21 protein-coding genes and 2 riboswitches are annotated in these 20,507 nt (G+C 40.7%); of the genes, 6 read left to right on the plus strand and 15 right to left on the minus strand.

Annotated elements, in window-relative coordinates:
- Positions 1 to 25 precede the first annotated feature (25 nt).
- From HM131_RS11305 to HM131_RS11335, 7 genes are read right to left on the minus strand one after another with little or no spacing between them, the layout of a single operon-like run.
- Complete coding sequence (locus HM131_RS11305) at positions 26 to 826, minus strand: uroporphyrinogen-III synthase (protein ID WP_085029860.1); 801 nt, start codon at positions 824 to 826, stop codon at positions 26 to 28.
- Complete coding sequence (locus HM131_RS11310) at positions 810 to 1,454, minus strand: NAD(P)-binding protein (RefSeq protein WP_085029861.1); 645 nt, start codon at positions 1,452 to 1,454, stop codon at positions 810 to 812. Before HM131_RS11310 ends, HM131_RS11305 begins: the two co-directional genes overlap by 17 nt.
- 20 nt (positions 1,455 to 1,474) lie before the next feature.
- Complete coding sequence (locus HM131_RS11315; protein WP_085029862.1) at positions 1,475 to 2,236, minus strand: sirohydrochlorin chelatase; 762 nt, start codon at positions 2,234 to 2,236, stop codon at positions 1,475 to 1,477.
- 16 nt (positions 2,237 to 2,252) lie between these two features.
- Entirely contained in the window at positions 2,253 to 3,029 is a 777-nt protein-coding gene (cobA, locus tag HM131_RS11320) for a uroporphyrinogen-III C-methyltransferase (protein WP_085029863.1), read from the minus strand.
- Between the two features lie 40 nt (positions 3,030 to 3,069).
- On the minus strand, positions 3,070 to 3,663 hold the full coding sequence (gene cysC, locus HM131_RS11325) for an adenylyl-sulfate kinase (RefSeq protein WP_085029864.1): 594 nt from the start codon (positions 3,661 to 3,663) through the stop codon (positions 3,070 to 3,072).
- Positions 3,664 to 3,681: 18 nt separating this feature from the next.
- Complete coding sequence (sat, locus tag HM131_RS11330) at positions 3,682 to 4,833, minus strand: sulfate adenylyltransferase (protein ID WP_085029865.1); 1,152 nt, start codon at positions 4,831 to 4,833, stop codon at positions 3,682 to 3,684.
- Between the two features lie 29 nt (positions 4,834 to 4,862).
- Positions 4,863 to 5,591, minus strand: coding sequence for a phosphoadenylyl-sulfate reductase (locus HM131_RS11335; RefSeq protein ID WP_085029866.1), 729 nt, complete (start codon positions 5,589 to 5,591; stop codon positions 4,863 to 4,865).
- Between the two features lie 102 nt (positions 5,592 to 5,693).
- A riboswitch (SAM riboswitch) is annotated at positions 5,694 to 5,809 on the minus strand.
- A 170-nt stretch (positions 5,810 to 5,979) separates the two neighbouring features.
- Positions 5,980 to 6,079, plus strand: a riboswitch (SAM riboswitch).
- Positions 6,080 to 6,223: 144 nt separating this feature from the next.
- Here HM131_RS11335 and HM131_RS11340 point away from each other — a divergent pair.
- Positions 6,224 to 7,120, plus strand: coding sequence for a sulfite exporter TauE/SafE family protein (locus HM131_RS11340; RefSeq protein WP_085029867.1), 897 nt, complete (start codon positions 6,224 to 6,226; stop codon positions 7,118 to 7,120).
- Positions 7,121 to 7,197: 77 nt separating this feature from the next.
- Here the strand turns inward: HM131_RS11340 and HM131_RS11345 are convergent, their stop codons facing one another.
- Positions 7,198 to 8,778, minus strand: coding sequence for a long-chain-fatty-acid--CoA ligase (locus HM131_RS11345; protein WP_085029868.1), 1,581 nt, complete (start codon positions 8,776 to 8,778; stop codon positions 7,198 to 7,200).
- Positions 8,779 to 9,027: 249 nt separating this feature from the next.
- Between HM131_RS11345 and HM131_RS11350 the strand changes: the two genes are divergently transcribed.
- From HM131_RS11350 to HM131_RS11365, 4 genes are all read left to right on the plus strand, one after another.
- Positions 9,028 to 9,759 (plus strand): SDR family NAD(P)-dependent oxidoreductase, encoded by a 732-nt coding sequence (locus tag HM131_RS11350; protein WP_085029869.1) that lies wholly within the window; start codon positions 9,028 to 9,030, stop codon positions 9,757 to 9,759.
- On the plus strand, positions 9,756 to 10,790 hold the full coding sequence (locus HM131_RS11355; RefSeq protein ID WP_085029870.1) for an S-adenosylmethionine:tRNA ribosyltransferase-isomerase: 1,035 nt from the start codon (positions 9,756 to 9,758) through the stop codon (positions 10,788 to 10,790). The genes HM131_RS11350 and HM131_RS11355 overlap by 4 nt, the downstream gene beginning before the upstream one ends.
- Positions 10,787 to 11,149, plus strand: a complete 363-nt coding sequence (locus tag HM131_RS11360) for a VOC family protein (RefSeq protein WP_085029871.1) — start codon at positions 10,787 to 10,789, stop codon at positions 11,147 to 11,149. The genes HM131_RS11355 and HM131_RS11360 overlap by 4 nt, the downstream gene beginning before the upstream one ends.
- 786 nt (positions 11,150 to 11,935) lie before the next feature.
- Positions 11,936 to 12,478: a TetR/AcrR family transcriptional regulator gene (locus HM131_RS11365; protein ID WP_085029872.1), complete on the plus strand. Its 543-nt coding sequence runs from the start codon at positions 11,936 to 11,938 to the stop codon at positions 12,476 to 12,478.
- Between the two features lie 75 nt (positions 12,479 to 12,553).
- On the opposite strand, the gene HM131_RS11370 is transcribed toward HM131_RS11365, so the two are convergent.
- From HM131_RS11370 to acnA, 7 genes are all read right to left on the minus strand, one after another.
- Complete coding sequence (locus HM131_RS11370; protein WP_085029873.1) at positions 12,554 to 12,862, minus strand: hypothetical protein; 309 nt, start codon at positions 12,860 to 12,862, stop codon at positions 12,554 to 12,556.
- Positions 12,862 to 13,287: an acyl-CoA thioesterase gene (locus HM131_RS11375; RefSeq protein ID WP_085029874.1), complete on the minus strand. Its 426-nt coding sequence runs from the start codon at positions 13,285 to 13,287 to the stop codon at positions 12,862 to 12,864. Before HM131_RS11375 ends, HM131_RS11370 begins: the two co-directional genes overlap by 1 nt.
- Before the next feature lie 3 nt (positions 13,288 to 13,290).
- Positions 13,291 to 15,549, minus strand: coding sequence for an AAA family ATPase (locus HM131_RS11380; protein ID WP_085029875.1), 2,259 nt, complete (start codon positions 15,547 to 15,549; stop codon positions 13,291 to 13,293).
- Positions 15,550 to 15,668: 119 nt separating this feature from the next.
- Positions 15,669 to 15,920: a small acid-soluble spore protein Tlp gene (gene tlp, locus HM131_RS11385; protein ID WP_408607063.1), complete on the minus strand. Its 252-nt coding sequence runs from the start codon at positions 15,918 to 15,920 to the stop codon at positions 15,669 to 15,671.
- Positions 15,921 to 16,111: 191 nt separating this feature from the next.
- Complete coding sequence (locus HM131_RS20675) at positions 16,112 to 16,255, minus strand: FbpB family small basic protein (RefSeq protein WP_157130808.1); 144 nt, start codon at positions 16,253 to 16,255, stop codon at positions 16,112 to 16,114.
- 51 nt (positions 16,256 to 16,306) lie between these two features.
- Positions 16,307 to 16,894: a TlpA family protein disulfide reductase gene (locus tag HM131_RS11390; RefSeq protein WP_085029876.1), complete on the minus strand. Its 588-nt coding sequence runs from the start codon at positions 16,892 to 16,894 to the stop codon at positions 16,307 to 16,309.
- A gap of 162 nt (positions 16,895 to 17,056) precedes the next feature.
- Positions 17,057 to 19,762, minus strand: coding sequence for an aconitate hydratase AcnA (gene acnA, locus HM131_RS11395; RefSeq protein WP_085029877.1), 2,706 nt, complete (start codon positions 19,760 to 19,762; stop codon positions 17,057 to 17,059).
- Positions 19,763 to 20,046: 284 nt separating this feature from the next.
- Between acnA and HM131_RS11400 the strand changes: the two genes are divergently transcribed.
- Positions 20,047 to 20,490: a DUF2621 domain-containing protein gene (locus HM131_RS11400; protein WP_085029878.1), complete on the plus strand. Its 444-nt coding sequence runs from the start codon at positions 20,047 to 20,049 to the stop codon at positions 20,488 to 20,490.
- Positions 20,491 to 20,507 lie beyond the last annotated feature (17 nt).

Consider the following 20,507-nt stretch of genomic DNA (forward strand, 5'->3'; position numbering starts at 1 on the left):
ACACCTCCATAATTATTTAGTAGAGTTAAGTGGTAAGCTTCTTCTGATAGTAGCGATCCATAGCTACTACCATGGCCCCCATCTTCGGCCGACTTGGCTGCAACACTTGTTTAATACCTTGATCCTCCAACTCTTTTGCAGTTACTTTACCTACCGCAACGGCAAGCACTTGATCATTAAAAGCTTCCGTCAACTCCTGTGTTCGAGTTTCAAATATATTTTTCACCTGGGTTTTACTAGTAAAGACCACAGCATCAAGTGATTGTTTAACAATCTCTTCTTTCAAGCTATTCATTGTATATTCACTTGGAGGCTCAAAAGCATAAGGCTGGGACAAATAGACGGTGTATCCTGCTGCTTCTAATTTGTTTTTTAATAACGCATCATCCTGATGATAAGCTTGTAAAAAAACGCTTGCTCCTTCTTTTGAAGGGGATGGCAATAAAGAGAACAGATGATCCATCGTTCCGTCCTCTGAAACAAGGGAGGGCTTTAAGTTATTTTCTTTCAGCCAATCCATCGTCTTACTTCCTCGAATGGCAAGCGAGTTCTGACTTAATTTTTCTAAAAACTGTTTGCTCAAATTGGCATCAGTTGCAGATTGTGTGAGTGTCCTTGCTCCGATCCCAGTTGTCAAGATGACCCAGTCAAAAGTGTGAGTAAGGTAATCTTTTACGTTTTGGCTACTAGTATCTTCATTTAACACTTGCTTTCCCTGAGAAGGATAGACAACTCCGCTTCCACCCATATTTTCGATAAGCTTAGAAATAGCCTCAGATTTGCGATCAGCAGCTACTCCGATGCGTTTGTCAGTTAATCCTTTCAAAAACTGTCCCTCCTTCCTTTAACTTCTCTAATTCTTTTAGGAATAGAGTTTGCTGATCTCTGTTCTTGTAAGAATCGTGAAGCAAATGTTTTAAAAGCGTTTGTTTCTCCTCTTTCGGGAGGGAAGATTGTTTAAGCTGCTGGCGGCATACATATAAAAAGTCCACGTACTGGCCGTAATCATCATCATACTCGTTCGCAAGACGCTTCTTGATTCTTGATGCCAGCATCGGACTCGCTCCACCTGTGGATATAGAAATAGTAAGTTTCCCACGTGTTAGATACCCCGGAATTGTAAAGTTTCCTTTATTCGCATCAGGAGGATAATTAATCAGCGGCACATGTGATGCTGAACGGAGCGCTTGTTCATTTACTTTTTCATCATTTGTTGCAATGACGACTGTATAAGCATCTTTCAAGTAGGCTTCATCAAACTCTTTTCTTATCCACTCGATCCTTTTATTGCTGGTCACTTTTTCCTCCAAAGTGCGTGTAACAGATGGACTGATAATTGTAATGAAAGCGCCTGCCTCACAAAGAACGTTGACACGTTTCTCTGCCACAGCTCCCCCTCCTACAACCACCGTTCGTCTTCCATTCAAATCAATCATTAGTGGGATGGGACTCATTACATTCGCTCCCTACTTAGCTACGATTTCACCAAACCTTCGGTAAGTTCTTTACTGGCAATAGCTTCTTTTACCCGATCAGCCATTGCGAGGACCATATTGGGATGGCTTCCTAAATAGTCTGTCATCTTCACTTTATGTCCCTCTTTTTGAAGGTGGCTGATTTTTTGCTTCATAGACTCGATCAATATTCCAGTAAACCATAAGTAAGGGACAACAATTGTGTCGCTATCTTTCTTTAGTGAGCGTTCCAAACCTTCCTCAAACGAAGGCTTGCAGGCGGCCAAGTAGCAAACGTCAACACTTATTCCATTCATTTTTTTCTTAAGGGCACTTGCTATAGATTGAATGGACTGCTTCGTCTCTGGATTCCTGCTACCTCTGCCGACAAGCAGGATATTCTCTTCCTTTGAATCACTAGAAGAGAGTTCGTTCACACGATCAACAAGAACCTCATTGATTCTCTCCTGAACGCCTAGCGGTTTACCATATTTGAACTTTACATTTGGATATACCTTCATGGCATCTGAAATCTCTTCAGGAATATCCTGATAGTAATGACCTGCACTTAACAAAAGTACAGGTATGATCGTGATTTCAGTTGCACCTTTATCAACCAGCCTCTTTATTCCTTCACTCATGGAAGGTTCAGCTAGTTCTAAAAAACAGATTCCCCATAAGGGCACCTCAACCTGTTCATGCACAGCGTGTAAAAATGATTCGGCTTCAACCCGTGCTTCTTTCACACGGCTGCCATGACTGACATATAAAACGGATTTCATCTCCAACAAGCTCCTTTCATCCTACAACTTGCTGAGCAGGTATCTCTGCTTCGGCTCTTAACTGCTCAAACCATTGTAAGCTTTCACGGAGTTTTACTACCTCGCCGACAACGATCATGCTTGGGTTCTTTACGTTCTTCGCTTTTTCAACTATATCGATGAGTGTTCCTGTTACAGTATGCTGGTCTCCTGTTGTCCCCCAATGAACGAGAGCGATGGGAGTGAGTGGATCGCGGCCATGGCGGATGAGTCTTTCAGAAATTTGAGGGAGTTTCTTCACCCCCATATAAATACAAAGTGTATCCATGCTTTTTGCAACGTGTTCCCAATACTCCTCCTGGTCAATTCCAAGGTTGCTGACCCCAGTAATGAAGGAAACGGATGAGCTGTAATCTCGGTGGGTTACAGGAATCCCGGCATATGCGGGAGCAGCAATACCTGAAGTGATTCCGGGAACGATCTCATAAGGAATGTTCTTCCGAGCTAATTCTTCTGCTTCTTCGCCTCCTCGGCCAAATACAAAAGGATCGCCCCCTTTAAGTCGAGTAACGGTTTTACCTTGCAAGGCAAACTTACATAAAAGACCATTGATAGACGTTTGAGTTAACGAATGGTTATCAGGGCTTTTACCGCAATAAACGAACTCTGCATGAGCGCTCGCTTCATCAAGCAAATCTGGATTAATCAGCCGGTCATATAGAATAACATCGGCTTCTTTTATTGCTCTCAATCCTTTAACTGTAATCAATTCAACATCCCCTGGTCCGGCTCCTACGATGTAAACTTTCGCCATCTTCTCACTCCCTCTATAGTAAAAACTGTATCCTGCCGATTTAGATCCATCCTTTGTCTTCTAAGAGTGATACAAGCTGTAATGCACACTCATTCACATCTGCTCGGTCTGTATGCAAAGTTAGTTCAGACGAACTTGGAGATTCATAAGGAGCATCTATACCAGTAAATCCATTAATCTCTCCATTTCTTGCCTTTTGATATAAACCTTTGGGGTCTCTTTTTTCACATTCCTCTATAGGGCAATCGACATGTACTTCAATAAAATCACCTTTAGGAAGAATATTCCTTACTCGATCCCGGTCTTTTTGGTAAGGCGATATAAAAGCCGTGATGACAATTTTGCCACTGTCTGCAAAAAGGTTGGCAACTTCTCCGATTCGTCTTATGTTTTCCACGCGGTCTTCAGAAGAAAATCCCAGATCTTTATTCAATCCATGCCGGACATTATCTCCATCCAGCAAATAGGTGTGTATTTTCTTTTCATAAAGCAACTGATTCAATCGATTAGCAATACTAGATTTTCCTGAGCCTGATAATCCTGTTAACCAGATGACTCCACTATGGTGGCCATTTAACTTCCGGTAGTCATCGGCATTCAATGAGGTATCATGCCATGTAATATTCGAACTCAACACGCTCACCCTTTTTAATTAAGATTTTATGGGGGAATTTGTTTTCAATCCCTCGATTAACACCTCAGCAATTTCAGGTCTGCTGAACGTTTTCGGTGGTTTTTCTCCGTTTCTTAAAAGCTCTCGAACTTTTGTACCTGATAAAATGACATGCTGGTCATCATCATGAGGACATGTTTTATGTGAAACCATCGCTTCGCAAGCGTGGCAGTAAAAACTATGTTCGAAAAACAGCGGCGTAATGTCGAGCTCATCCTCACTGAATTCTGAAAAGATCTTTTGAGCATCATACGTCCCATAATAATCACCGACCCCTGCATGATCCCTGCCTACAATAAAATGAGAGCAGCCGAAGTTTTTCCTGACGAGTGCGTGAAAAATAGCTTCCCTCGGCCCTGCGTAGCGCATAGCAGCATTGAATACTGCGAGAACGACCCTGTTATCCGGGTAATAATGATCAATTAATACTTCGTAACTCTTCATTCGGACGTCACTTGGAATATCATCACTCTTCGTTTCTCCTACGAGTGGATTAAGGAAAAGACCATCAACAATTTCAAGCGCAGCCTTTTGAATGTATTCATGTGCTCTATGGACAGGGTTGCGGGTCTGGAAGCCAACGACTTTATTCCAGCCGAGCTGTTGAAAGAGCTCTCTAGATTCCGATGGATCTAAATAATATTTGTCTTCATGATTGCGACTAGGTTTTTTAATTAATTGAATTTCACCTGCAACGTACTTATTAGGACGGTCGAATAGTTTTTTCACCCCGGGATGTTCAAGTTCTGTCGTTAAGTAAACGTTTTCTGCTTCCTTGTCTTTATCTGGTTGGTAAATTTCATCAACTTGTATATAGCCATACACTGTATCTTCATAAATAAGTTCAGCCACATCTCCACGACTAAGCTGTTCAGCCTTTTTCTCGTCTACAGGTAATGTAATGGGGATACTCCATGGTGTTCCATCCGCTAACCTCATCGTCTCCACTACAGATTCGTAATTCTCTTGATCAAGAAAACCAGTCAGTGGACTATAGGCACCGTTAGCGAGCAGTTCCAAATCACTCAATGCCATCGCATCAATTTCAATCTTTCCATTTGCATCTGGTTTATTTTCCTCTGCTTTCCATTGATTCACTAGCTTACCGCCATGTGGGGATATAATTGACATACCATATTCCTCCTCATTATTGATTATGTTTAAGCTTCTGGGTTTCCTGGAGTATGCAGGCCACATTCTGTTTTATTAAAACCTTTCCATCTGCCGGAACGACCCTCGCCGTCCTCCGGAAACGTGCAAGGCATACAGCCGATACTCGGATATCCCTGGTCATGCAATTCGTTGTAATCCAAGTTGTTTAGTCGGATATATTGCCAGACGAAGTCCCATGTCCAATGGATAAGGGGACAAACTTTTATAGATTTAAATCGCTCATCTTTATTAACAAAGTTCGTACGACTGCGGCTTGGAGACTGCTCTCTTCTCAAGCCTGAAATCCAAGCGGTCGCCCCTGATAAGGCATCTTCCAATGGCTTGATCTTTCTTATAAAGCAGCATTGGTCTGGACTCGTCTTCCATAACTCATCTCCATATGCCTTTGCCTGTTGCTCAAGGGTCAATTCTGGCTTCTTCAATTCAATATTTAATTTCGGATAACGTTTTTGTACTTTTTCAATTAAATCATAAGTTTCTTGGAAGTGTACACCTGTATCAAGGAAAACAATACGGGCGTCGGATTTAATTTTTGAAATAAGATCGATCAGCACGATACCCTCAGCTCCGAAACTGCATGCATAAACGATAGACTCGCCGTATGACTCATAAGCCCAGCGCAATACTTCCAAAGCTTGCTTCACTTCGTTGTCCGTTTGTAAATCGGCAAATGGATCACCGGTAAAATGGTCATACGTCACTTTATCTTGTTTCATCATATCCTCCCTTCTAAGGGTCACACCTAATCTACTAAATCAAAAAACCTCTCTTCTTGACTAATAAGAAGAGAGGTATACATTGATATGTAATAGCTCATCTTCTTATCTTCCAAGTGACTTCACTTGCTGGAATTGGCACAGTTTCTGAATGACGCTTACTCAGACCCGTTGCCGAGGCTTCAAAGGGCCAGTCCCTCCACCTCTCAGGATAAGAAAATCGATTATAAGTTTTTTAAAATTAGGATTGATACAAATCTTATGCCCATATTAATCATATGTCAATAGCTTATTTAAAAATTCTGTATTTTTTAACATTAGGCTTGACAACTTTTTCGAACTCCCTTAAATTAGGGTGTATCAAAATTTTAAAACCATAATATGATAATCCTTATAAAGAGTCGGGGGAGGAAACTGGTCCTAAGATCCCGCAGCAACCTCTACTAAGAAGGTGCTCAGTCCAGCAGGCTTGTTCTGAAAGATAAGGAGAAGGTAGTTGTTCACCTCTTCTTACACAAGGGGTTTTTTTATTGAAAAAAATCCTATTATAGCCTAATACGTAGTACTAAAAAATTTTTCGGTTTAATTCCAAGTAATTTTATAAGAATAATAAATTTAAGAGGTGAATCAATATGAGAAAGCTAATTATTTTTGCCATTGTCGGCTTCTTTGCTCAATTAATCGACGGAGCACTTGGCATGGCTTATGGATTAAGTTCGTCCTCCTTGCTTCTTGCTTACGGAGTTGCCCCTGCAGTCGCATCTTCCTCTATACATATGTCAGAGATTGCGACAACGGCTATGTCTGGATACTCTCATTACAAATTTAATAATGTCGACAAGAAATTGGTGCTGACCCTTATCATACCGGGTTCAATTAGTGCTTTTGTGGGAGCAGCTTTTTTAAGCAGTCTTCCCGGAGAAGTCATTAAACCTTTCATATCTACCTTTCTTCTTCTTCTTGGCATATACATCTTAATCAGATTCCTTTTTCTGAACCAGAATCCTTCTGAAAAGAAGCAAACCATTTCGTTGAAAAAAAGATTCATTTATCCTTTAGGATTTTTGGCAGGATTTTTTGATTCAATTGGAGGTGGAGGATGGGGACCTATCAATACTCCAATCCTTCTTTCACAAAAAGGAGCAACGCCTAGAAAAGTTATTGGTACCGTAGATACGAGTGAGTTCGCAGTCACAACATCCGCTACCCTCGGATTCGTTCTGTTCCTTGGATTAGATCAATTCAACTGGACCTGGGTTGCGGCGTTCGTCATTGGCGGAGTGCTCGCCGCTCCTCTTGCAGCCTGGCTCGTCCAGGTGATTCCGTCTCTGATTTTAGGAGTTCTCGCTGGAGGTTTCATTATCCTAACAAACCTAAGAACCGTCCTCTTAGCCGGGCAAGTTGATACGTCCTTGCAGTATGGTATTTATAGTATATTAATTGTTGGATGGCTAACGGCAATTTTCTTCTCTATTAGAAACAATACTAGATTTAATCAATATAAAAAGTCTTATGCTGAGCAGCGATAGATAAAAAACGAGTTGTGAATCGATAAATGAAAGATTCACAACTCGATAGTTCTCGCTCTTTACAGATAGCATCATATTTAGTTGATCATTCGACTGTGATCTTCCCAAAATGATTTTCGGATAACGACCTTCTGGATTTTCCCAGAAGCGGTTTTAGGAAGCTCCTCTATAAAAGAAACACTCTTAGGGGCTTTGAAATGGGCTAATTTCTCTCGGCAGAACGCAATGAGTTCTTCTTCTGAAATCGATTCTCCATCTCTAGCTACCACTACCGCATGAGGAACCTCTCCCCATTTTTCATGAGGGATCGCTACGACAGCTGCCTCCAACACAGAAGGGTGCTCGTACAAGGCTCCCTCCACTTCAATAGAGGAAATGTTTTCACCACCGCTTATGATCACATCTTTTTTTCGATCAACGATTTCAATATTTCCTCCTTCATCAACAATCGCCATATCCCCAGTATAAAGCCATCCATCACGAATGGTTTCGTTCGTCGCTTCAGGATTTTTATAATAGCCTTCCATCATTCCATTGGTTCGAGTAATAATTTCTCCGATCGTTTTTCCATCATGAGCTACTTCTTCCCCGAGCTCGTCAACAACTTTCACCTTGCTTCCAATCATTTCATACCCAGCTTTAGCTTTTAAACGGTACCTTTCCTCTGGTGTCCGATCAAGATCCATTGAACGCAGTTCAGATGTAGTGATTAATGGGGAAATTTCTGTCATTCCGTAGACTTGTATAAACTTCCAGTTTAGATCCTCTTCTACTTTTCTTACAAAAGCAGGAGGTGGCGCAGATCCTGCAATAACTACTCTGACATTCTGTTCAATCCTAGGCTTTTTGTTTTCGAATGCTTCTATGACCATATTTAAAACTGTCGGAGCCATATGTAGCACAGAAACATTATGTTTCTCAACCTTCTCTAGAATAATATCAGGGTCTGTCTTTCTGAGCATCACTTGAGTGGCACCATTCGCTGTATAGTAAAAAGGGGAGCCCCAACCATTCACATGGAACATCGGTAAGACGTGTAAAAGACAATCCTCATCCGTCACTTGTAAGTGATGCATCGATGACATAGCATGCAAATAGTTGGCCCGGTGACTTAATAATACCCCTTTTGGATTTCCTGTCGTACCACTCGTATATAATAATGAGGCGATATCAGATTCCTCAAGCTCCCTCCGGTTAAAAGGTGCACTGGAAAAGGAATCAATCCACTGCTCATAGTTGTTTTTCCTATCCGTATTTCCTCCTTGGATAAATACATGCTCGAGGTGAGGAAGGTCATGTATAACATCTTCAATCAACTGAAAAAGCTCGTGATCTACGAAAAGCACTCTACTTTCACTATGCTCTAATATAAACCGATAGTCCGCAGGTTTAAGACGTGTGTTCAATGGAGTCATGACAGCACCTAGCTGAAATACCCCATAAAACCCTTCAAGCATCTCAGTCGTATTAGGAGCTAAATACGCGATTTTATCCCCTTTTTGTATCCCTAAACTTTCTAGCCCTCGCGACAACTGGTTCACTCGACCATTCAATTGTCTGTAAGTCAGCACACGTTCATCATCAATAATCGCTGGTTTCTCTCCGTATAAATTAACAGCCCGGTCTAAAAAATCGGTTAATACCAATGGTACTTTCACTAAATAAACACTCCCTCTCTATTAATAAAAGCGGTTTCATAGTTTTATTGTAATTATTTTACTGTACTATATCAATGATAGATTTTTATAACAGTATTTATAACAGAACCAGATTATACATCTATAGTCTTAGTATGGTGTCCGTCTATTTCATGACTTGTTATTCCTCCATCCCGCCGATTCAGAACAGCCCTTTTCTGCTTAGTATGAATGTATAAAAGGTTTGATTAAATGAAAGGGGATTTTTATATGAAAACACATGAAGTAGCAGTGATTACAGGAGCTTCAAAAGGACTCGGAAGAGCATTAGCTCTTGCTTTTGCCTCTAAGGGCTATGACCTTGGGATCTGCGCAAGAAATGAAGAAGAGTTAGAAAACACAGCAAAACAAGCGCAGGATATGGGTGTTAATGTGGTCAGTGTAGCCGCAGACGCCTCGCTCTCCCACGATGTGGATCGATTAATCTCTGTCATAGAAGATGCATACGGAAAGATTGATGTGCTAATTAACAATGCTTCTACCTTTGGGCCTGGTCCTACTCTGTTGCTCGACTATCCTTCCGAAAAATTCGAAGAAGTGATAAGGATAAATACTTTGGTTCCATTCCTCGTAACGAAGCGAGTTTTGCCAGGGATGCTTGCGCGTAGGTCTGGTTCGATTATTAATGTGACATCAGAGGTTGGAAAAATAGGATACGAAGGATGGGGAGCTTACAGTGTGTCGAAATTCGGTGTGGAAGGTTTAACATCTGTCTGGGCAGATGAATTAAAAGGTACAGGAGTAAGGATCAACCTGGTTGACCCAGGTGAAATGGATACTCGTATGCACAATATCGCTGTTCCTGATTGTGATTATGACTTAGCTTCCCCCGAAGAGACCGTCGATGTGTTTTTATACCTGGCCACCACAAAAGCGGACAAAATCCATGGCAAGCGTTTTGAATCTCAATCTTTCGTTCTACAAGGCGGGGGAAAATCATGAACGAAATATCTACGGCTTTTCAAATCCCAAATCACTTAAATGCTCACATCCCCGCTGAACAAAGAGGGTTAAGGCGGGATCAGGTTAAAATGATGGTGGTAGGAATAGATAGAAAACCTGTACACAGTCGGTTCGATCTTCTTGATCAATTTTTAAATTCAGGGGATGTCCTTGTATTAAATAAAAGTCGTACCATTCCTCCCGTATTAAGAGGAAGTCAAGGGAACAACCCTATTGAAATTAGGTTATCCAGGAAATTATCCACCAATCAATGGGAGGCACTCGTCCTAGGGAGAGTGATAAATAGGAAACAACCTATTTATTTTCCTGATGGTGTGACAGCTCGGATAGCAGGGATGGGCTCTGAGCGTCCCTTAGTTTCCCTAACCTTTTCTGAAACTGGCAGTTCACTTTTTTCTTTTATTTATGATTATGGGGATCCTATTAGGTATGAATATATCGACTATCCATGGCCCCTAGATACTTATCAAACGGTTTATGGTTCAGTACCTGGGTCAGCAGAAATGCCCTCAGCAGGACGTGCGTTTACCTGGAAGATGATTAAGCATTTAAAAGCAAAGGGAATAAAAATTGCTTTTCTACATCTCCATACTGGATTAAGCTATTATGAAGACGACCGCTGGCCAGATCCTAAGAATCATCCAGAGCCTTACCATGTTCCACTAGAAACTGTAAAAATCATTCAACAAGCAAAGGCTGCAAGGAAAAGAATTATTGCAGTAGGCACCACAGTCGTTCGAGCATTAGAAACGTCTGTGAATGAAGAAGGTAACCTTTACGAAAGTGAAGGAAATACTTCGCTGTATGTTGATCAACATTATAAACATGCGGTAGTGGATGGTTTGTTAACTGGTTTTCATGAACCAGAAGCCAGTCACTTGGATATGCTCTCCTCATTTTTACCAGCAAATGAACTTTTAAAAGCCTATGAAGAAGCTTTACAAAATAATTATCTATGGCATGAGTTTGGCGACATGAATTTACTTTTTTCATCAAGTGATCAATCATGAAATGGCATCACGCTGGAATCGAAACCGCCAGACTAGGAGCAACTAAGAGGTTTTACGAGGATGGTTTTGGATTCAAGACCATCGATTCATTTACTTTTAATAATGAACGACTCTTATGGATGCAAAAAGAAGAGCTCGTTATAGAGTTCACAGAAACTAAACACCCCTTTACTTCCAGTGTTCATTTTTGTTGGGAGGTTTATGACATCCATTTTTGGATTTTTAAACTGAGGCAAATCAATATCGCTCCTACTGCTGGACCGTACCAAATAGAAGAAAAAGACTGGATAACCGTTTTTTTCGAAGGCCCATCAGGCGAGGAAATTGAATTGTTAGAAAAGAAAAGGGAGCATCTTTAAGCTCCCTTTTTACATGGAGAGTAACATGCAGCCTTTTCTTCCTCATGGAATATCAAAGGAGAAACTCATCATACGATTAACAAAAGTATGTTTATGAATGATTAAAGTTAGGTAAAATTACCTGGTTAATAAATGTAAAAGTGTGGTATATAGATAGTAATAAACAGATTAAAACAACTTAGGTGGCTCAACCATAAGGAGTTCGTTTCCATACGAACACTAACGTTGGTCTTTAAGAGGGAACACCATTCCTGTGTAAAGGATTACAATAGCTGCCCTTCATAAGACTATAACGCCCGAATTCAGGATTGAGCATAGATGGTGTACATGATTTATGAAGTACACTTTGAGATTCACTTTTTTGAAAAGAGGTTGAAGATATTTTAAGAAAGATTGAATTAAGTAAGATGGAACAAGATTACAAAATGGACTTAACCGTAAGCAGGAGGAAACGAATTCTATAATGAATGATCCTTCGGTGAATAAGGTAAGTGAAATTGGATCAAGGATGATTCAATATGGTTGGGTCACCTAAGTTGTTTTGTATTGGAAGAACATCACATTCGTGGTGTTCTTTTTTTGTCTGGAATCCAGCTCGTAACGAAAGTAAACCGTCCAGACGGTTTACTAATAAATTTAATTCTACAAAAATGATTTGTTTTTGATTTAAACTAAACCGTCTGGATGGTATAGTTTAAATCAATGGTGGGCTGATAATTGAAAATTATTTTCTGTGCTGATAGGATCAATAGTAATACCAATCCAGATAGTCGCGGAGGGCTTTTTATGCCTAGAGAATCTAAACGAGATAAAATTTTAAATGCTGCAGCTAAAATCGTTTTAACACAAGGAACTGAGTCCCTCACCCTTGATGCCGTTGCGGAGCTTGCTGAAGTGAGTAAAGGCGGCTTACTCTACCATTTTTCTACTAAAGAAGCTTTGATTACTGGACTCGTCCAGCGAATGGATCGCAGCCACAAGCAGAATGTAGAAGATGCTACTCTGTCCGATAAAAAGAAAACCGGAAAATGGATAAGAGCTTACATAAACACCACGTTCAAACAAAGTGATGAGAGCAAGGAGATTTCTGCTGGATTGCTTGCCGCTCAAGCATTTGATCCAAAACTTTTGAAACCAATTCAAGAAACACAAAAGAACTTTCAGAATCATATTCATAACGATGGATTGGATGAAGTGCAAGCAGAAATATTAAAACTGGCGGCAGATGGGCTATGGTTGTCTGAAGTTTTTGGTCTCAGAAGTATGAATCAAGAGTTAAAGAAACGAGTGTATAACTCACTTATTAAACAATCAACTAAATCAGATTAAAGATGTGAATCTCTATATCCTACACGGAAAGAGAGTTTATTTGTTCAACAAAAATAAGACGCCATAAACAGCGTCTTATTTTTCTTTTGCTATGAATCGTTCAATTTGATCCCATTTACCTTCTTTTCTAAGGATTTGATATTGTCTCTCTCCAAACAAATCAAAATGCGGAAAACGAGGATCGTGGTGAATCCATTCAGGCTTTAACCCATACTGAGCCCCCCATCTGCTCAGCTTCTCGATATCAGCGCATCCTACCTTTGTCACTGAATCGCAGCCAGGAAAGCGTTCATCAAGCCAAAAGTGAGTGATGATGGCAACTTCCCCTCTTTTAACCGATTGTTTCCACTTCCGAAGCTCTTCTCTTTTCACACCAAAAGCCATTATACATGCTGCTCCATTGCCTCAAGATAAGCTGCATGCCAGTCTGGAAAACTTCTTCGTATGGAGACAGGTCTGAAGTTATCTTTTTTTACAATCACATGTTTTGTTTCACCCGAGACAGCTGTTTCTCCATTTTCATGCACTACTTCATAGCCATACGTAACCCGAAGGCCATCGTAGTGTTTAACCCATGTTTTCACCTTCGTATCTTCACCATAGCGTACAGGGTTCTTGAAGCTGATTTGCGCATCAATGACAGGGGAAACGACTCCTTCTTTTTCTATCTCAGCATACTTAAACCCTAACGATTCAATGAATGCCGTACGTCCGATTTCAAACCACACGAGATAGTTGGCATGATAAACCACGCCCATCATATCAGTCTCTTGATATCTTACTTGAATTGGTGTTTCAATCACTTTCATCTATCATGACTCCCTTCGGACGGTATTCCACGCTTTTTCTAAATCCACTAATTCTAGTTCGTTCATATCCTCAGCTTCATCTTCCATAATTCGTATGGCCTGAAACTGAATGGCCTCATTCACTAAATTGTTGACAAAACGTCCATTTCCCCTGATCCGATGGTCCGTATATTTTTCCAGCAGGAACGACTCGGCCCATTCATTGAAATGGTACCCGTAGGATTTCGCCTGATAGTGAGTCATCTCGAGTAGTTCTCTTTCATCATAGTCTGGGAATCGGAAAAACTTTTTAAACCTTGAAGATAAACCAGGATTGCTCTCCACTAATTGCTCCATTTCATGCTGATATCCTGCAAGTATGACGACAAGATTCTCATTATGCTTTGTCATTTCATCCACTAGGGTTTCAATCGCTTCCTTACCAAAATCGTCCCGACCTCCATTATAGAGGGCATAGGCTTCATCAATGAACAGGACACCACCCAACGCCTCACGGATCTTTCGCTTCGTTTTCATAGCGGTTTGGCCAACGTAACCAGCGACCAGGTCACTTCTTGATACAACAACTGTATGACCTCTTTTTAACAAACCGCACTGTTTCAATACGTCCGCATAAATTTCAGCAACCGTTGTTTTTCCTGTCCCAGGGTTGCCTGAGAACACCGAATGTAGTTGAATAGGGACGACCGGGAAGCCTTTTTCTTTACGCATCTGCTGTGCTTTAACAAATGACGATAGTTTTCTGACTTCTGCCTTTACGTTGTTTAAACCAATCAAATCATCGAGCCGCTCCATCGGAGACTTATCCTCATCGTCTGAAGAAGTTTCCCATTGTAGGTCGTTGACATCTATTCGCATATGATCGAGCCAGTGGTGCTTATCACGTTCAGCTTCTGAAGCCCCTTTTTGAAAGACGGTCTTCATGACTAGATTTTTCACCGTACGAGCGTTTCCAAAAGAATCATCTACACGTTCACGGTCAATCAAGGAGGTAAATTCAGTAAGCGCTCTTTCAGTAAAGAAAAAATCATTCTCAATTGCTGTCTGTTCAGCAATGGTTACGAGTTCATCCATCTTATAATCAGGCAGTTCGATGTGATTCTGTTCAGGAAAGCGACTTCTGAGCCCCGGGTTTGACCATAAAAATTGACGCATTTCCTCTGGATAACCTGCTAAGATAACTGCAAATTTTCCACCGAACTCTTTACCGGTCATAGCGGAAACGAGGGTATCTATAACAGCCTGGCCGTAATCATTACCCGTCTGCCCTTCCCGTTTCAAGCTGTAAGCTTCATCAATGAATAATACACCACCTATGGCTTGCTTGACATAGTTCATCGTGTTTTCTTCACTTTGACCTACATAGGAGCCAACAAGATGAGAACGGTTAACTTCTACAACCTCTTTTGTGTCCAAAATACCTAATTCATGATAAATGTTTGCGAGCAAGCGGGCAATCGTTGTTTTACCAGTTCCCGGGTTCCCTGTGATGATCATGTGAAGCCCAGGCTCATCCACCATGGAAAAGCCAAAACTTTTACGCTGCTGTTGGTATTTTAAAAAATGATAATACCTTTTGATATAAGCTTTTACATCGTGTAAGCCTACCATTTCTTCAAAAGATTCGAGCGGATTGCTGATGGACTGATCAGTCAAAAATTTTGGTAACTGCTTATATAATTCATCTTGATCGTCTGACAATTGACGGGTCCGTTCATTAATTTCTTTTACAGGAATACGAATTCTGCGATTTTCGATCGAAGCAATGGCCTCTTCCATCATGACTTCCAGTTCAGAAAGCTGTTCATATACGTCCTGATAGAGCTTTAAGCGGCTCGTAGCGTCGATAATGGTTTTTTCAGCCAATTCTGCGTCCCATTGCTCTTTTAAATCTTTTACATCCGCATATATGGCTTTGGCTTTCTTTCCTTTTGCTGAATCGTGGTCTGTTTCATGAAGCACCCATTGTTCCAGAGGAGTGCGTTTTAACAGGCTATATGCTTGCATCATTTGTTTTGATTCATACAGATCGTTCACTAACGTATGAGATTTATCCAAAATCCTTGCTTCATCAATAAATTGATCGGCTAATGAATCGTGTTCAGGATGACGTTTGATCCGATGATAGGCAAGCGTTACGTATAGAAGAGCTTTCAGTTCTGCATCTTCAATCTCATGTTCGTTTAAGTATCTTAATGCTTCCACCTCTGAGATGGGTGGTTGCTGGTCTAGAGTTTTCCAACTTTTTAATTGTTCTATCATCGTTATCACTCCCTTTCCTATCAACGGTTTTCATTTTACCATAGTACACCAATTATGTAGAAAAACTTGAATTCCCCACTTAAAAAACCGCCTCTCAAAATGAGAAGCGGTTAATGGACTTAATACTGCTGATTACGTGCTTCGTCTTTAATTTCTTGACGCATAGCTTCGATGGACTGGTTACGGTTCTTGTTTTTTGCTTCAATGTTTCTTTTTTCTTCTTCTGTAGCAAATTCAAGAGCCTCATGGGAAGCTTCGATGTTTTCAATCGTATTGGTTACATTTTGCTGAAGACGATCTACGTTATCAGCTCTGTTATCAGGATTCGGTCTGTTTTCTTTGTTAGGCATATGCTGTTGTTTGTGGGACATCTCCGTCAACCTCCTATAGGTTCGATTGACTCACAAATACCTGAGTCATCGGTTACTTTTCCCTTACATCCAATGATTATACGAATACAAAAACTTCCACCTCAGGTCATCCATAAATTGGATGACCTGAGGTGGAAGTTTTTGTAAAAATAATAGGATTTATATGTAATAAAAAAAGCAAATCCCACACATTAAGATGGGATTTGCTTTATACGATCATGGTGGCGTTTTTCTATACGATCATCGATTTGGTCCAATAGCTGCTGATCTTCTTTGATAGAGCGGATGTTTTCTTTCACACGCTCCTCAAATGTCATTGAATTATGTTTTCTCATGGGAATCTCTCCTTTAATGTTAAGGATTCCCAATATCGAGCTAAAATATCCCTATTTTAGCTTTTCTTTCATTTTTATCATAAAATCGTAAGTCATCGGACCGACTTTCCTTGGCTGCTGTACAACACCATCCGTTCCAATAAAATAAGTAGTAGGTATGGATATCGCTTGATAAGTGTTGGTAATTTCCAGATCCTTATCTAAAAGAACCGGAAAAGAATACTCTCCTTTTTGCACGTATTCTTCGACAACTCCTACATTTTCTTCAGACGCTGTTCCGTTTATAGCCAGTACTTCCACTTCATCTCCATACTCTTTATAAAACTTCTCCATCTCAGGCATTTCTTCACGGCACGGGGGACACCAGGTTGCCCAAAAGTTAATAAATACTTTTTTTCCTTGTAAATCGGATAGGCTGACTGTCTTGCCTTCCAAAGTTTCTAAAGTAAAATCAGGTGCCTTTTCCCCTACTTTCAACCCGCTTGGTGCATTAGGAGCAGTCATACCCGCTCCTTCATTCGCTTCATAATGTTCTTCCGTGTTCCCTTTTGTTTCAGAATCTCTTTCATCAACCACACTGTAAATGACTACCCCTACTAAAAATAATAAAAATAGGGTAGCGATTATTTGTTTGATCAATATCGTATTCCCCTTTATTAGATCACCAATCTTTGTCTTAGTTCTATATATAAGAATATAAAACATCTGTTATGCCTGTAAAGATAATGAATCCATTAATAAATTATTTGTTATAAATACAGAAAAAAACCGCCCCATAAGGGCGGTTTTTTATGTGTGAAGTTAGCTTAATTTATTACGTAGTACCATTTGAAGGATACCACCATGACGGTAATAATCAACTTCTACTTCACTGTCAAAGCGGGCAACAACTTCAAATTCCTTCTTGTCGCCCTCTTCATTCGTAGCTGTAACCTTAACAAGGTCACGTGGTTTAACGTCTTCCCCAACTTCAACATCAAACGTTTCACGTCCAGTCAATCCAAGAGAATCAATGGAATCGCCATCTTTAAATTGAAGTGGAAGGACACCCATCATAACTAAGTTTGAACGGTGGATACGCTCGAAGCTTTCAGCGATTACCGTCTTAATTCCAAGTAGATCTGTACCCTTCGCAGCCCAGTCACGAGAGCTTCCCATTCCATAGTCATTACCAGCAATGACCATAAGCGGGGTTTCGTCTTTCTGATACTGCATAGCAGCTGTATAAATAGGCATAACTTCTTCAGTTGGCCAATAAGTTGTGAATCCGCCCTCTGTACCAGGAGCTAACTCGTTACGAATACGGATATTTGCAAACGTACCACGCATCATAACTTCGTGGTTACCACGACGGGAACCGTAAGAGTTGAAGTTACGAGGGCTTACGCCATTCTCAATTAAATATTCACCTGCTGGCATATCTTTAGGAATCGCACCAGCTGGAGAGATATGGTCCGTTGTAACAGAGTCACCAAATTTACCAATAACCCGCATACCATTCAACGGTTTAACTGTTTCAGGATCCTTAGAAAGTCCCTCGAAGAACGGTGGGTTTTGAATATAAGTGGAATTGTCATCCCAATCATACAATGGTTCATCTGTTGTATCGATTTCATTCCATTTCTCATTGGAATTGAAGACACTTTCGTATTCTTTACGGAAGATCTCTGGTGTTACGACACGTGCGATCTCTTCTTTGATTTCTTCCTGTGAAGGCCAGATATCATTGAAGAACACTTCGTTTCCGTCCTTATCTTTACCGATTGATTCATTTTTTAGATCGATATCAACCGTTCCTGCAAGAGCGTAAGCAACTACAAGTGGCGGGGATGCAAGGTAGTTGGCTTTCACAAGCGGGTGAATACGACCTTCGAAGTTACGGTTACCAGAAAGAACAGAAGATACTGTCAAATCACTATCCGCAATCGCTTTTTCGATTTCAGGAAGCAATGGACCAGAGTTTCCGATACAAGTTGTACATCCGTAACCGACAAGGTTAAAACCAAGCTGGTTTAAGTAGTTCATCAATCCTGAATCTTCAAGATAGCGAGTAACTACTTTAGATCCCGGTGCTAAGGATGTTTTCACGTATGCTGGTACATCCAGGCCTTTTTCAACTGCTTTTTTAGCAACAAGACCGGCACCTAACATTACGTGCGGGTTGGAAGTGTTTGTACAAGAAGTGATTGCTGCAATCGCAAGCGCACCTGTCTTCATGACAGTCTTATCTCCACTTTCAAATTGTACTTCTACTTCTTTATCAAATTCGGATTTATTTAAACCGAATCCATGGTTTCCAGCAGGCCCTGTGATCGCTTTTTCAAAGGAATCTTTCATCTGAGAAAGCGGGATCAAGTCTTGCGGACGTTTTGGTCCTGAAAGGTTTGGTTCGAGTTCTCCGAGATCGATTTCAACGAGTTGAGTAAACTCAGGATCTTCGAAGGAAGGATCGTACCAAAGGTTATTTTTCTTGCAGTATTCTTCGACAAGAGCAACCTGCTCTTCACTGCGTCCAGTCAATTTTAAGTATTCAAGTGATTCTCCATCTACTGGGAAGAAGCCGCATGTTGCTCCGTACTCTGGAGCCATGTTTGAAATCGTTGCACGATCAGCAAGAGGCATCTCTTGTAACCCAGGTCCAAAGAATTCAACAAATTTACCGACAACATTCTGTTCACGCAACTTCTGCGTTACTTTCAACGCTAAGTCGGTAGCTGTTGTCCCTTGTGGGAAGCTTCCGTTCAGTTTAACACCGATGACTTCTGGTGCTGGGAAGTATGAAGGCTGACCAAGCATTCCAGCTTCTGCTTCAATACCACCTACACCCCAACCAAGGACACCAAGTCCATTGATCATCGTTGTATGTGAATCGGTACCTACAAGAGTATCAGGATAAGTATCATGGGAGCCGTCTTCATTTTCAATGGAATGAACGACGTTTGCGATGTATTCCAGGTTCACCTGGTGGACGATTCCAGTTGCAGGTGGTACGGCGCGGTAGTTATCAAATGCTTTTTGCGCCCAGTGTAGAAACTCATAACGTTCTTTGTTGCGTTCAAACTCAAGCTCCATATTTACATTTAGTGCATCAGGTGTACCATATTTATCAACTTGTACCGAGTGGTCGATAACTAGATCAACAGGTACTTCAGGATTAATTTCATCCGGGCTTCCACCCATATCTACCATTGCTTTTCTTAAAGAAGCAAGATCGACAACAGCTGGTACCCCAGTGAAGTCTTGCAGAATAACACGAGAAGGTTTGAATGGTACGTCTTCCCCTTTAGATTTCTCTGTTCCCCAGTTTGCTAGACTCTCTACGTGTTCATCTTTGATAACACGACCGTCATGCTGACGTAAGAGAGATTCTAGAAGGATACGGATGGAAAAAGGTAGACGGGAGATCTTACCATGTCCCGCATCTTCTAAGGCTTTTAAATCGTAGTAGTTGTACGTTTGGCCATTTAGGTCAAATTGTTTGCGAGCATTAAATGTATTGCTAGCCATATTCCTTTTTTACCCCCTCATCATAATTTAAATGGTGAAGCCGGATAGTCGGCACCGCCATTCCCCAATTGAATAATTTGATCCCTTATTTTTAGACAAGTTCACAAATCCCAACCTTTATTGTAAATGAAAACGATTTATAAGTAAAATATATATCTGCACAATTTTTCTGAAATCGACACGTGTTGACTACTCATTCTTACTGCCGTTCTTGTATTTATAGACACAAGCTTTTATAATAAAAAAGAAATAATTATTACTTAGAAAACGAAACAGGTGATCATATGTCAGGTGGATTTGCCTTCTTCATCGTTGGATGGGTCGTCATCATGGTAGGTTTGATGACGATAGGTGGATACTTTATGTTCAGGAAATTTCTTAAGCGTCTACCTAAAGAAGATGGAAAATCAATCATAGACTGGGAAGAATATTATGTTGACCAGACACGTCATATGTGGTCTCAGGATCATAAAGACCTACTGGAGGAACTCGTCTCGCCCGTACCGGAAATATTCAGGGATGTAGCCAGACAGAAAATTGCAGGAAAAATTGGTCAGATTGCTTTGGAAAAGAGAAAGAAGAAAATAACTCAGGATATTCTGATAGAAGGCTACATTTTAGCTACACCAAAAAGGGACCACAAGTTTCTTATCAAAAAACTTGAGGAAAAAGAAATTGATCTGGCCCCTTACGAACCGCTTCTTGAACGTTCATACAAAGCGACATAGAAAAACCACATGGGACC

The sequence above is a fragment of the Halobacillus mangrovi genome, assembly GCF_002097535.1.
Classification (GTDB): Bacteria; Bacillota; Bacilli; order Bacillales; family Halobacillaceae; genus Halobacillus; species Halobacillus mangrovi_A.

Bases quoted from the DNA above. Each gene is read 5' to 3' on its own strand.
- acnA (WP_085029877.1), bottom strand. From the start codon at position 19,762: ATGGCTAGCAATACATTTAATGCTCGCAAACAATTTGACCTAAATGGC.
- HM131_RS11335 (WP_085029866.1), bottom strand. From the start codon at position 5,591: ATGAAACAAGATAAAGTGACGTATGACCATTTTACCGGTGATCCATTT.
- HM131_RS11340 (WP_085029867.1), top strand. From the start codon at position 6,224: ATGAGAAAGCTAATTATTTTTGCCATTGTCGGCTTCTTTGCTCAATTA.
- HM131_RS11370 (WP_085029873.1), bottom strand. From the start codon at position 12,862: ATGGCTTTTGGTGTGAAAAGAGAAGAGCTTCGGAAGTGGAAACAATCG.
- HM131_RS11310 (WP_085029861.1), bottom strand. From the start codon at position 1,454: ATGAGTCCCATCCCACTAATGATTGATTTGAATGGAAGACGAACGGTG.
- HM131_RS11380 (WP_085029875.1), bottom strand. From the start codon at position 15,549: ATGATAGAACAATTAAAAAGTTGGAAAACTCTAGACCAGCAACCACCC.
- HM131_RS11315 (WP_085029862.1), bottom strand. From the start codon at position 2,236: ATGAAATCCGTTTTATATGTCAGTCATGGCAGCCGTGTGAAAGAAGCA.
- HM131_RS11365 (WP_085029872.1), top strand. From the start codon at position 11,936: ATGCCTAGAGAATCTAAACGAGATAAAATTTTAAATGCTGCAGCTAAA.
- HM131_RS11375 (WP_085029874.1), bottom strand. From the start codon at position 13,287: ATGAAAGTGATTGAAACACCAATTCAAGTAAGATATCAAGAGACTGAT.
- cobA (WP_085029863.1), bottom strand. From the start codon at position 3,029: ATGGCGAAAGTTTACATCGTAGGAGCCGGACCAGGGGATGTTGAATTG.
- HM131_RS11360 (WP_085029871.1), top strand. From the start codon at position 10,787: ATGAAATGGCATCACGCTGGAATCGAAACCGCCAGACTAGGAGCAACT.
- HM131_RS20675 (WP_157130808.1), bottom strand. From the start codon at position 16,255: ATGAGAAAACATAATTCAATGACATTTGAGGAGCGTGTGAAAGAAAAC.
- tlp (WP_408607063.1), bottom strand. From the start codon at position 15,920: ATGTCCCACAAACAACAGCATATGCCTAACAAAGAAAACAGACCGAAT.
- HM131_RS11350 (WP_085029869.1), top strand. From the start codon at position 9,028: ATGAAAACACATGAAGTAGCAGTGATTACAGGAGCTTCAAAAGGACTC.
- sat (WP_085029865.1), bottom strand. From the start codon at position 4,833: ATGTCAATTATATCCCCACATGGCGGTAAGCTAGTGAATCAATGGAAA.
- HM131_RS11400 (WP_085029878.1), top strand. From the start codon at position 20,047: ATGTCAGGTGGATTTGCCTTCTTCATCGTTGGATGGGTCGTCATCATG.
- HM131_RS11355 (WP_085029870.1), top strand. From the start codon at position 9,756: ATGAACGAAATATCTACGGCTTTTCAAATCCCAAATCACTTAAATGCT.